The following is an 11,854-nucleotide window of genomic DNA, read 5'->3' as shown; positions in this document are numbered from 1 at the left end:
TATTAAAGTTAATATCAACAATATTATATAGTTAATACTGCTCAAGGTACAATTTTATCAAACACTAAAATATTCAATTTGCCTTAACTCATTATTTTATATATGTCTAAAAATTAGACCACCAAAAATTATAATTACTATCTGTATCGATTATTCTCAATAAATAACCATTAAACCAATCGTCATTTAAAAATTGACACTAATAATTATCTTTATTTTGCATATCAATAATTTGACTAATTAATTGACCGTTAGCTAATCTGGTTGTGATAAGCTCACCAACGTTTACTTGTTCAACACGACGTACCACCGTATTTTGTTGATTGGTCGTTACAGAATATCCTCTTTCTAATGTCGCAAGTGGACTAACACTATTAAGTTGCGAGGTTTGTAAGACAAATTGATGTCGTGACTGGGTTATTTTTTGCTGAATTAAATTAATAAGTTGCTGACGTTTCTGGCGAATCATCTGACTCAAGTAGGTAATATTATTTTGTGGAGATAGCCGTAACAGTTGTTTATCTAAAAAGTTATGGCGATTTGACTGTTTGAGTAAATATTGCTGCATATTTTCATATAAAGCATGCTGGTAAGATAGTAATCGATTTAATTTTTTTGCTAGTTTGGCTTGTGGATGTTGGGTTTGCAATTGGTGACGCCACTTATTGAGCATTTCACGACGTCGAGTCAAATAATAATCCATTGCCATAGATAAATGCTGTTCTTGAACTTGAATCCGTCTAATCTGATCTAAGCAATCGCGACTAACTAATTCCGCAGCCGCGGATGGAGTAGCTGCTCTGACATCAGCGACAAAATCAGCTATGGTAAAATCAATTTCATGCCCCACTGCACTGACAATTGGCAATTGGCTAGCAAAAATCGCTCTTGCGACTACTTCTTCATTAAATGACCATAAATCTTCGAGTGAACCACCACCTCGACCAACAATTAACACATCACATTCTTGACGAGTATTAGCAATTTGAATCATTTTAGCGATCTGCGCAGCAGCTTCTGTGCCTTGTACTTGAGTTGGATAGATAATTAAATGCAAACTTGGATCTCGACGTTTTAAGATCTGACAAATATCATGTAATGCCGCCCCAGTTGAAGAAGTAATAATGCCAACAGTACGAATATTTTCAGGCAATGATTGTTTATAAGTAGATTCAAATAATCCCTCTTCAAATAATTTTTGCTTTAATTGTTCAAACTTTTGTTGCAACAACCCTGCACCAGCAGGTTGGATTTTATCAATAACAAGTTGATATTCACCCCGTGCTTCATAAAGCGTAACCGTTGCTCTAACCAATACTTGCTGGCCATTTTGTGGTGTAAAACCAGCGCGAAAATTACTATTGCGAAACATGGCACAACGAACTTGAGCTGTATCATCTTTTAAGGTGAAATACCAATGTCCAGAAGCGGGGCGAGAAAAATTAGAAATTTCGCCCATCAGCCAAATTTGACCAATAGCATCAGCAAGAATATCTTTCACCATTTGGTTAAGATCTTTAACCGATAGAATTGAACTATTGTGCTGCATACTATTCCTCTATTATTATACTGTTACCTATTTAAGCTAAATCAAATTGAGCCCAAATTGGCGCATGATCAGACGGTTTTTCCATAGCGCGGATATCATAATCAATGCCAGTTTGTTGGCAATGCGCCATCAACTTTTCACTTGCTAAAATCAAATCAATTCTTAATCCAGTATGGGTATCAAAGCCTTTAGAACGATAATCAAACCAGGAATATTCCTGTTTTGTTGGATGCTCATTACGATAAGTATCAACAAACCCAAGTGACATTAAATTGTTCATCCACTCTCGCTCTTCAGGTAAAAATGAACATTTACCAGTACGCAACCAACGTTTACGGCTATCGTCCGAAATACCGATATCTAAATCGGTTGGACTAATATTCATATCGCCCATAATCAAGCAAAGCTGATCACTTAATTGATGTTGCTTTAAATAATCAATCAAATCTTGATAAAATTTACGTTTCGCAGGGTATTTGATTTCATGATGCAAACTTTCACCCTGCGGAAAATAACCATTAATTATGGTTAACTCACCTTGCTTGGTTGGCAACTGAGCGATAATTAATCGGCATTGTGCATCATCGCTATCAGTAGGAAAACCACATTGTACTGAAAGTGGCTTTTGCTTAGTTAACAGAGCCACACCATAATGCCCTTTTTGTCCATGATAATTTAAGTAATAACCAAACTGCTCAAGCTCCTCAACTGGAAACTGATCATTATGAACTTTGGTTTCTTGCAGACCTATCACATCTGGTTGGTGCTTATCGATAATGGCGGCTAATTGATGGATTCGAGCCCGAAGACTATTAATATTAAAAGAAATAACTTTCATGATGAATTTATTGTATTGGAATTAAGGTTGCAATAGTCCCATCCTACCAAAAATACGTTATACTGTTAAGCTATTACAGAAACAGTTATCATTTGTGAGAAAAGGAATAACCGAATATGTCTACGGAATTACTTGCCTTGCGCGATAAAATTGATGAAGTCGATAAATCAATTTTATCTTTAATTAATAAACGATTAGCTTTAGTCGCCGAAGTTGGCGATGTAAAAAGCAAACACGGTATTCCTATTTACGATCCTAAGCGTGAAGCAGAAATGTTAGCCCAAAGACGAAAAGAGGCTGAAAATATTGGTGTATCATCTGCTTTAATTGAAGATATATTACGCCGTTTAATGCGTGAATCATACATAAGTGAAAATGACAAAGGTTTTAAAAAGGTCTATACCGGTTCAGGTTCTATCGTTATCGTTGGAGGTAATGGACAAATGGGTAGATTGTTTGCTCGTTTGTTCACCCTGTCTGGTTACCATGTTAAAACTTTAGGTTCTAAAACTATGCATCAAGCAGCCGAAATAGTTGCTGATGCAGCGGCTGTGATTGTGACCGTACCGATTAACAAAACTTGCGAAATCATCGATCAATTGCCGCCATTGCCTAAGGATTGTATCTTAACCGATTTTACCTCAATAAAAGTTAAACCGCTTGAAGCTATGCTCAAAAAGCATCCTGGTCCTGTCGTTGGACTGCACCCAATGTTTGGTCCTGATGTACCAAATTTAGCAAAACAGATTATTGTCTATTGTGAAGGGCGTGAGCCAGATAAATATCAATGGTTAATTGAACAAATGCGCATTTGGGGGGCCAATTTATGTGCAATTGATGCCAAAGAGCATGATAAATGTATGTCATTTATTCAAGCTTTACGCCATTTTACCTCTTTTTCATATGGCGTAAATTTACAGCGAGAACAAGCCGATTTAGAACAACTGATTGCGTTATCCTCCCCTATTTATCGATTAGAATTAATGATGGTAGGTCGATTGTTTGCACAAGATCCGGTGCTTTATGCCGATATTATTATGGCATCTGATGATAACATTGAACTAATCAAACGTTATTATCAATGTTTCGGAGAAATGGTGAAATTAATTGAGCAACGCGACAAAGTAAAATTTATTGAGAATTTTAATAATGTCACCGAGTGGTTTGGTAATTATGCTCAGCGCTTTATTAAAGAAAGTCAGGTTTTACTAAAATTTGCTAATGATAATCGGGAATGATTTTATACTGAAACGTATAGTTAACCTCAAACTTTTTTACAAAAAAGCTTATAAACAATACGTCTAGTTAAAATAATTTTTAAATTACGATTTTATACTTAAGAAGTAGGCCAACAATAAAATTTAGTGTGAGGGAATAAAATGTCTAATCGAAAATATTTTGGCACTGATGGGATTCGAGGCAAAGTTGGAGAGTACCCTATCACACCAGATTTTGCGCTTAAACTAGGGTGGGCAGCAGGTCGTATACTTGCTAAAGATGGGGTAAAAAAAGTATTAATTGGTAAAGATACCCGTATTTCTGGTTATATGCTTGAATCAGCACTTGAAGCGGGATTTGCTTCGGCGGGTGTTGCTACTGCGTTTACTGGTCCCATGCCAACTCCAGCTATTGCGTATTTAACACGAACATTTAGAGCTGATGCTGGCGTTGTTATTTCAGCATCACATAATCCATTTTATGATAATGGTATTAAATTTTTTTCGACCGAAGGCAAGAAACTCGATGATGCAATCGAATTAGAAATTGAAGCTCAGCTTGAAAAAGAGATCGACTGCGTTGAATCCATACAACTCGGACGTGCAAGCCGAATTACCGATGCGGCAGGTCGTTACATTGAATTCTGTAAAAGCACCTTTGATCATGATTTGAGTTTAGCCAGTTTAAAAATAGTCGTCGATTGTGCTAACGGCGCCACTTATCACATCGCTCCTAAAGTTTTACGTGAACTTGGTGCAGATGTGATAAAGATAGGCTGTGACCCCAATGGCGTTAACATCAATGATAATTGTGGTGCAACAGATATTAGAGCATTGGCCAAATGCGTTATTGATGAAAAAGCCGATTTAGGATTTGCCTTAGATGGCGATGGTGATCGCATTATCATGGTTGATCATAAAGGGCGTAAAATTGATGGTGATTTAATTATTTATATTATTGCTCGTGAAGCATTAAGACAAGGTCAATTAAAAGGTGGCGTTGTTGGCACATTAATGAGTAATATGGGACTTGAAATCGCACTTAAAAATTTGGGTATTCAATTTGTACGCGCTAAAGTTGGTGATCGTTATGTACTTGAAAAAATGCTTGAAAAAAATTGGCGCTTAGGTGCTGAAAACTCTGGTCACGTTTTATTATTAGATAAAACTACCACTGGTGATGGTATTATTGCGGGTTTACAAGTATTAGCCGCAATGGTACGCAATAACATGTCATTAGCTGATTTATGTAGTGGCATGACCATGATGCCACAAGTATTAATCAATGTTCGATTTGCTGAAAAACACGATCCATTAACAAACCTTGATGTCAAATTAGCCATTGAACAAGCCGAAAAACAACTTGGTATTCATGGACGTGTTTTAATTCGTAAATCAGGAACAGAACCACTTATTCGCGTCATGGTTGAAGGTAGTGATGCTGCTGAAGTACAAAAACTGGCAGAACAAATCGCTGAAGCAGTTAACGCATCAAATTAGCTTATTTTATCCCTATTAATTTGGCGATTAATAGGGGATTATTTCTACTAAAGTGACATTATAAAGTTGCTATTCTTTACACAAATTTAGTAAAAAGTGTCTAAATTCTTAATTTTGTTAATCAAAGGTTGACTTATTATAGGCAATTAGGTTTAAAATAGTAGCTTCGAATTATTACAGCGATTGCTTATATCTTTATTAAAAGAGATGTAAGCAGTATTTTTAAATTTTAGGAATAAGGTAAGAGGGTTTTATGTCAGTTTCCTCTCCAGCTTCACCACAAGCTTATATCAAGCATCATCTTGAGAACTTGCAAGTAGGTTCTGGTTTTTGGACCTTTAATCTGGACTCGTTGTTCTTTTCAATTGTACTTGGTGTTATCTTTTTATGGATATTTCATCGCGTAGCTAAAAAAGCTACCAGTGGTGTACCAAGTAAATTGCAATGTGCAGTAGAAATGCTCTTTGAATTTGTTAATAACACCGTTAAAGACATGTTCACTGGTCAAAATAAACTCATTGCGCCGTTAGCCTTAACTGTGTTTACTTGGGTATTTTTGATGAACTTAATGGATCTCATTCCAGTAGACTTTTTACCTTACGCTGCACAATATTTAGGTCTTTCACATTTAAGAGTCGTCCCTTCTGCAGATGTCAGTATCACAATGTCAATGTCATTAGGCGTATTTATTCTTATCGTAATCTATTCAATTAAATACAAAGGTATTTCTGGATTTATTAAAGAATATACACTTCATCCTTTTAATCATTGGGCATTTGCGCCAATCAATTTAATCCTTGAACTTGTTAGCTTATTAGCTAAACCAGTTTCTTTAGGACTTCGACTTTTCGGTAATATGTATGCAGGTGAACTTATCTTTATCTTAATTGCTGCACTATTACCTTGGTGGTCACAATGGGTACTCTCATTACCTTGGGCCATATTCCATATTTTAATTATTACGTTACAAGCTTTTATTTTTATGGTGTTGACGATCGTCTATTTAGCAATGGCATCGGCAACGGAAGATCACTAATTTCAATATTTTTTTGATAATAAACTGGAGTATATAATGGATAGTATGTTATTTGTAGCCGCGGGCATAATGATGGGATTAGCTGCAATTGGTGGTGCAGTTGGTATTGGATTACTAGGTGGTAAATTCCTAGAAGGTGCCGCTCGTCAACCTGAATTAATGCCTATGTTACGTACCCAATTCTTTATCGTTATGGGCTTAGTTGATGCAATTCCAATGATCTGTGTGGGTATTGCACTTTATGTTATTTTTGCTGTTGCCGGTTAATAAACTTTTAAGAGGAATCGTCTCATGAATATGAACGCAACTCTCCTCGGCCAAGCAATTACATTTGTATTGTTTGTTTGGTTCTGTATGAAGTTTATTTGGCCACCTGTTATTAATGCGATTGAAAAACGCCAAAAAGAGATAGCAGACGGTCTCGCTTCAGCAGAAACAGCAAAAAAAGATTTGGAATTAGCCAAAGCAAATACATCTGACATAATGCAACAGGCTAAGGTAGAGGCTAATGCAATTATTGAGCAAGCAAACAAACGCAAAGCTATCATTCTTGAAGAAGCACAACAAGAAGCGATCCGCGAAAAAGAACGTATTGTTGCTCAAGGACTTGCCGAAGTAGAAGCTGAACGCAAACGCGCTAGAGAAGAGCTTAAACAACAAGTCGCTACACTCGCTATTGCCGGTGCAGAAAAAATTATTGAACGTTCTGTTAATGAAGCCGCAAATAGCGACATCATTGATAAACTCGTAGCTGAATTATAAGGAGAATAGAGCAATGGCTGACTTAATTACAATTGCTCGTCCTTATGCTAAAGCCGCTTTTGATTTTGCGGTAGAAAGAAACAGCATCGAATCATGGCATAAAATGTTGGTATTAACTTCTCAAGTAAGCAAAGATGCACAAGTAAGAAGTATTCTAACATCTGATATGAAAACTGATTCGGTGGCTAATTTACTCATCAACATCTGTAAAGATGTATTAGATGAGTTTAGCACTAATTTTATTAAAGTTATGGCTGAAAACAAACGATTATCACTTCTTCCTGAAGTTTTAACTTTGTTTGAACAATATTGTTTAGATAAAGATGCTCAAGCAGATGTTGATGTCATTTCGGCTAATGAGCTAACTAGCGAACAACTTAATAAAATTTCTATCGCTGTCGAAAAACGTTTATCACGAAAAGTAAAACTAAAATGTCATATAGATAAATCGCTCATTTCTGGTTTTATTATTCGTACGGGCGATATGGTTATTGATAGTAGTATCAGAGGGCGTTTAAATCGTTTAAATGACGCTCTACAGTCTTAAGGGGACTGATAATGCAGCTAAATTCAACTGAAATAAGTGAACTAATTAAAGAGCGGATAGCTCAGTTCAATATTGTGAGTGATGCTCACAATGAAGGAACCATCATCTCAGTAAGTGATGGTATTCTTCGAATTCACGGATTAACCGATGTAATGCAAGGCGAAATGATTGCATTACCTGGTAATCGATATGCAATGGCATTAAACCTAGAACGAGACTCAGTCGGTGCGGTGGTTATGGGACCATACGAAGACTTATCGGAAGGGATGAAAGTACAATGTACTGGCCGTATTTTACAGGTACCCGTTGGTGATGGCTTATTAGGTCGTGTTATCAATACACTTGGTGAACCTATCGATGGCAAAGGCTCAATTCAACATGACGGATTTTCGCCGGTTGAAGTTGTCGCACCTGGCGTTATCGAGCGTCAATCAGTCGATCAAGCATTACAAACAGGTTATAAAGCCGTCGACTCAATGATTCCAATTGGTCGTGGTCAGCGTGAACTTATTATCGGTGACCGTCAAACAGGTAAAACAGCATTAGCAATCGATGCAATCATTAACCAACGCGATTCGGGTGTAAAATGTATCTATGTAGCAATTGGTCAAAAACAGTCAACTATTGCAAACGTAGTACGTAAACTTGAAGAACATGGTGCATTAAAAAATACTATCGTTGTTGTAGCTTCAGCATCTGAATCAGCTGCATTACAATATTTAGCACCTTACGCGGGTTGTGCCATGGGTGAATACTTCCGCGATCGTGGTCAAGATGCATTAATTGTTTATGATGATCTATCTAAACAAGCGGTTGCTTACCGTCAAATTTCGTTATTACTTCGTCGCCCACCTGGACGTGAAGCATATCCTGGTGATGTATTCTATCTTCACTCTCGTTTACTTGAACGCGCTGCTCGTGTTAACGAAGCTTATGTTGAAGAATTTACCAAAGGCGAAGTAAAAGGTAAAACAGGTTCATTAACGGCATTACCAATTATCGAAACACAAGCTGGTGACGTATCGGCATTCGTACCAACAAACGTAATTTCAATTACTGATGGTCAGATCTTCCTGGAAACGAGCCTATTTAACTCAGGTATTCGCCCTGCCGTTAACCCGGGTATTTCAGTTTCTCGTGTTGGTGGTGCAGCACAAACCAAAATAATGAAAAAATTATCAGGTGGTATTCGTACGGCGCTTGCACAATATCGTGAATTAGCTGCGTTCTCACAATTTGCTTCTGACTTAGATGAAGCAACAAGAAACCAATTAAGTCATGGTGAAAAAGTAACTGAATTATTGAAACAAAAGCAATACTCTCCTATGACTGTTGCTGAGCAATCAATTGTACTTTACGCTGCTGAACGTGGTTATCTTGAAGATGTAGAACTTGCTAAAGTATTACCATTTGAAACGGCACTCCTTGCTTATGCCCATAGTCAATATGCTGATTTTGTCAAACAAATCGACGAAACGGGTAATTACAATGATGAGATTGAAAGTAAGTTAAAAGAATTACTTGAAAGCTTTAAATCAACTCAAACTTGGTAAGGGTGAGGTAAAAAATGGCTAATGCAAAAGAGATTAGAACAAAAATTGCCAGTATCCAAAGTACGCAAAAGATCACTAAAGCGATGGAAATGGTTGCCAATTCTAAAATGCGTAAAACACAAGATAGAATGGCAGCAAGTCGTCCATATGCTGAAATGATTCGTGAAGTAATTGGACATTTAGCGTTAGCTCAGATAGGCGCCAAGCATCCTTATTTAGAAGAAAGAGATGTAAAGCGAGTTGGCTATCTTATCATTTCAACCGATCGTGGTTTATGCGGTGGTTTAAATATCAATCTTTTCAAAACTGTCATTGCTGATATGTCAGCATGGCAGGAAAAAAATGTTGAAGCTGATGTTGCTTTAATTGGTTCTCGGGGTGTTTCATTTTTCTCATCAGTAAAAACAAACATCTTAACACAAGTCACGAATTTAGGTGATGAACCAACTTTATCCGATTTAATTGGGCCGGTAAAAACAATGCTTGAGGCATATGACAAAGGTAATATTGATAAATTATATATTGTTACTAATAAATTTATTAATACTATGTCGCAAAAACCAACAATACAGCAATTATTACCATTACCACCTTCAGAAGATAAAGCACTTAAAGCTTCATCGTGGGATTATATTTATGAGCCAGATGCTAAATCACTATTAGATGTGATTTTACGTCGTTATATTGAATCACAAGTCTATCAAGCTGTGGTTGACAATCTAGCGAGTGAACAAGCGGCAAGAATGGTGGCCATGAAAGCAGCAACAGATAACGGTGCAAACCTAATTAATGAATTACAAATTGTGTATAACAAAGCACGTCAAGGTGCTATCACAAATGAATTGATTGATATTGTATCCGGTGCAGCCGCTGTTTCAGGTTAGTGCTAAATATTGGCTTATAGTTAAGAAAAAGACGTAGAGGATTAAAAATGGCTACTGGAAAGATTGTCCAGATCATCGGTGCGGTGGTTGATGTCGAATTCCCAGAAGATGCAGTACCGAAGGTATATGATGCATTAGAAGTGGAAACTGGCACTGAAAAATTAGTTCTGGAAGTTCAGCAACAATTAGGTGGTGGCGTTGTCTGTTGTATCGCAATGGGCTCATCTGATGGTTTAAGACGTGGACTTAAAGTAGTAAATACAGGTCACGGTATTGAAGTACCCGTAGGTACTAAAACACTTGGTCGTATTATGAACGTACTAGGTGATCCTGTTGATAAAGCAGGTCCAATTGGTGAGGAAGAGCGTTGGGCAATTCACCGCGCAGCACCAACTTATGAAGAACTCGCTAACTCAACTGAGTTACTTGAAACAGGTATAAAAGTTATCGACTTAATTTGTCCATTTGCTAAAGGTGGTAAAGTTGGTCTATTCGGTGGTGCAGGTGTGGGTAAAACCGTTAATATGATGGAATTAATCCGTAACATCGCTATTGAACACTCTGGTTACTCAGTATTTACTGGGGTGGGTGAACGTACCCGTGAAGGTAATGACTTCTATCATGAGATGAAAGAATCAAACGTACTTGATAAAGTATCGTTAGTATATGGTCAGATGAATGAGCCACCAGGAAACCGTCTACGCGTAGCGTTAACTGGTTTAACCATGGCTGAAAAATTCCGTGACGAAGGTAAAGACGTATTATTATTCATCGATAATATTTACCGTTACACCTTAGCGGGTACTGAAGTATCTGCATTATTAGGTCGTATGCCATCTGCGGTAGGTTACCAACCAACATTAGCAGAAGAGATGGGCTTATTACAAGAACGTATCACTTCAACTAAAACAGGTTCAATCACCTCAATTCAGGCGGTATATGTACCTGCCGATGACTTGACTGACCCGTCGCCAGCAACCACCTTTGCTCACTTAGATGCAACAATCGTATTGAGTCGTCAAATCGCCTCATTAGGTATCTATCCTGCGGTGGATCCATTAGATTCAACCAGCCGTCAATTAGATCCACTTGTTGTTGGTCAAGAACACTATGATTGTGCTCGTGGCGTTCAGTCAATTTTACAACGCTATCAAGAATTAAAAGATATTATTGCAATTCTTGGTATGGATGAATTATCAGAAGATGATAAATTAACCGTTGCTCGTGCACGTAAAATTCAACGATTCTTATCTCAACCATTCTTCGTTGCAGAAGTATTTACAGGATCTCCTGGTAAATATGTACCATTGAAAGATACCATCAGTGCTTTTAAAGGAATTATGAACGGTGACTACGACCACATTCCTGAACAAGCATTCTATATGGTTGGTTCAATCGACGAAGCAATTGAGAAAGCTAAATCTCTCTAAGAGATTCATTGAACGGAGATAGTATTATGGCACTAACTTCCTATCAATTAGAAGTTGTTAGTGCTGAATCTCACCTGTTTTCGGGTGATGTTCAGCGAATCAGAGTCACAGGTCAAGAAGGTGAACTTGGGATCTACCCAGGTCACACTCCTCTACTTACAATGATTAAACCGGGTATGGTAGGTATTGTAAAAGCGGATGGTGAAGAAGAGTTTATCTACCTTTCTGGTGGCGTCTTAGAAGTTCAACCTAATATCGTCACAATCTTAGCCGACACGGCAATTCGTGGTGAAGATTTAGACGAAGCCAGAGCACAAGAAGCAGTCAGACAAGCAAAAGAACATATTAATCATCCAAGTGATGATATGACATTTGCTCAAGCATCGGCTGAACTATCAAAAGCTTTGGCAAAAATTCGTGTTATTGAATTAACTCGTCGCATGGGTCAATAAAAAATACGTTAATTACTAGATAAACCCATAAAAGGTTACAACTTAATAAATTGTAACCTTTTAATTTTTACTTAACTGCTTTTTTA

Annotated in this window: 12 protein-coding genes; 10 read left to right on the top strand and 2 right to left on the bottom strand. The window is 37.3% G+C overall.

Annotation, left to right across the window (positions count from 1 at the left end; genetic code table 11):
* Positions 1–199 precede the first annotated feature (199 nt).
* Together xseA and xthA are read right to left on the bottom strand one after the other, a co-directional pair.
* Positions 200–1,549 carry an exodeoxyribonuclease VII large subunit gene (xseA, locus tag A9G17_RS07750; RefSeq protein ID WP_065738225.1) on the bottom strand — a complete coding sequence of 450 codons (1,350 nt, stop codon included), beginning with the start codon at positions 1,547–1,549 and terminating at the stop codon, positions 200–202.
* Between the two features lie 31 nt (positions 1,550–1,580).
* Entirely contained in the window at positions 1,581–2,387 is an 807-nt protein-coding gene (xthA, locus tag A9G17_RS07745) for an exodeoxyribonuclease III (RefSeq protein ID WP_065738224.1), read from the bottom strand.
* 116 nt (positions 2,388–2,503) lie between these two features.
* Here xthA and tyrA point away from each other — a divergent pair, with 116 nt between their 5' ends.
* From tyrA to A9G17_RS07695, 10 genes are all read left to right on the top strand, one after another.
* Positions 2,504–3,625, top strand: a complete 1,122-nt coding sequence (tyrA, locus tag A9G17_RS07740; RefSeq protein WP_065738223.1) for a bifunctional chorismate mutase/prephenate dehydrogenase — start codon at positions 2,504–2,506, stop codon at positions 3,623–3,625.
* Positions 3,626–3,766: 141 nt separating this feature from the next.
* On the top strand, positions 3,767–5,104 hold the full coding sequence (gene glmM / locus A9G17_RS07735) for a phosphoglucosamine mutase (RefSeq protein ID WP_065738222.1): 1,338 nt from the start codon (positions 3,767–3,769) through the stop codon (positions 5,102–5,104).
* A gap of 253 nt (positions 5,105–5,357) precedes the next feature.
* Positions 5,358–6,140, top strand: a complete 783-nt coding sequence (gene atpB, locus A9G17_RS07730) for a F0F1 ATP synthase subunit A (protein ID WP_065738221.1) — start codon at positions 5,358–5,360, stop codon at positions 6,138–6,140.
* Positions 6,141–6,176: 36 nt separating this feature from the next.
* Entirely contained in the window at positions 6,177–6,407 is a 231-nt protein-coding gene (gene atpE / locus A9G17_RS07725; protein WP_034901511.1) for a F0F1 ATP synthase subunit C, read from the top strand.
* Between the two features lie 24 nt (positions 6,408–6,431).
* A complete protein-coding gene (atpF, locus tag A9G17_RS07720) occupies positions 6,432–6,902 on the top strand; it encodes a F0F1 ATP synthase subunit B (RefSeq protein WP_065603189.1) in 471 nt (156 codons plus the stop codon).
* Between the two features lie 13 nt (positions 6,903–6,915).
* Positions 6,916–7,449: a F0F1 ATP synthase subunit delta gene (gene atpH / locus A9G17_RS07715; protein ID WP_025314344.1), complete on the top strand. Its 534-nt coding sequence runs from the start codon at positions 6,916–6,918 to the stop codon at positions 7,447–7,449.
* 11 nt (positions 7,450–7,460) lie between these two features.
* Positions 7,461–9,002, top strand: a complete 1,542-nt coding sequence (gene atpA / locus A9G17_RS07710) for a F0F1 ATP synthase subunit alpha (protein WP_065738220.1) — start codon at positions 7,461–7,463, stop codon at positions 9,000–9,002.
* Between the two features lie 14 nt (positions 9,003–9,016).
* Complete coding sequence (gene atpG / locus A9G17_RS07705) at positions 9,017–9,886, top strand: F0F1 ATP synthase subunit gamma (RefSeq protein WP_025314342.1); 870 nt, start codon at positions 9,017–9,019, stop codon at positions 9,884–9,886.
* Positions 9,887–9,933: 47 nt separating this feature from the next.
* Positions 9,934–11,316 carry a F0F1 ATP synthase subunit beta gene (gene atpD, locus A9G17_RS07700; RefSeq protein WP_025314341.1) on the top strand — a complete coding sequence of 461 codons (1,383 nt, stop codon included), beginning with the start codon at positions 9,934–9,936 and terminating at the stop codon, positions 11,314–11,316.
* A gap of 26 nt (positions 11,317–11,342) precedes the next feature.
* Positions 11,343–11,768 carry a F0F1 ATP synthase subunit epsilon gene (locus A9G17_RS07695; protein WP_039128292.1) on the top strand — a complete coding sequence of 142 codons (426 nt, stop codon included), beginning with the start codon at positions 11,343–11,345 and terminating at the stop codon, positions 11,766–11,768.
* Positions 11,769–11,854: the final 86 nt, after the last annotated feature.

It is taken from the genome of Gilliamella sp. wkB7, from assembly GCF_001693435.1.
Lineage (GTDB): Bacteria > Pseudomonadota > Gammaproteobacteria > Enterobacterales > Orbaceae > Gilliamella > Gilliamella apicola_N.
The sequence above is the reverse complement of the archived record's forward strand: the minus strand, read 5'-3'. Positions and strand labels throughout refer to the sequence as shown.

Excerpts from the sequence above, each read along its gene's own strand:
- atpH (WP_025314344.1), top strand. The coding sequence starts at position 6,916 with ATGGCTGACTTAATTACAATTGCTCGTCCTTATGCTAAAGCCGCTTTT.
- atpD (WP_025314341.1), top strand. The coding sequence starts at position 9,934 with ATGGCTACTGGAAAGATTGTCCAGATCATCGGTGCGGTGGTTGATGTC.
- atpE (WP_034901511.1), top strand. The coding sequence starts at position 6,177 with ATGGATAGTATGTTATTTGTAGCCGCGGGCATAATGATGGGATTAGCT.
- atpA (WP_065738220.1), top strand. The coding sequence starts at position 7,461 with ATGCAGCTAAATTCAACTGAAATAAGTGAACTAATTAAAGAGCGGATA.
- xseA (WP_065738225.1), bottom strand. The coding sequence starts at position 1,549 with ATGCAGCACAATAGTTCAATTCTATCGGTTAAAGATCTTAACCAAATG.
- glmM (WP_065738222.1), top strand. The coding sequence starts at position 3,767 with ATGTCTAATCGAAAATATTTTGGCACTGATGGGATTCGAGGCAAAGTT.
- A9G17_RS07695 (WP_039128292.1), top strand. The coding sequence starts at position 11,343 with ATGGCACTAACTTCCTATCAATTAGAAGTTGTTAGTGCTGAATCTCAC.
- atpF (WP_065603189.1), top strand. The coding sequence starts at position 6,432 with ATGAATATGAACGCAACTCTCCTCGGCCAAGCAATTACATTTGTATTG.
- xthA (WP_065738224.1), bottom strand. The coding sequence starts at position 2,387 with ATGAAAGTTATTTCTTTTAATATTAATAGTCTTCGGGCTCGAATCCAT.
- tyrA (WP_065738223.1), top strand. The coding sequence starts at position 2,504 with ATGTCTACGGAATTACTTGCCTTGCGCGATAAAATTGATGAAGTCGAT.
- atpG (WP_025314342.1), top strand. The coding sequence starts at position 9,017 with ATGGCTAATGCAAAAGAGATTAGAACAAAAATTGCCAGTATCCAAAGT.
- atpB (WP_065738221.1), top strand. The coding sequence starts at position 5,358 with ATGTCAGTTTCCTCTCCAGCTTCACCACAAGCTTATATCAAGCATCAT.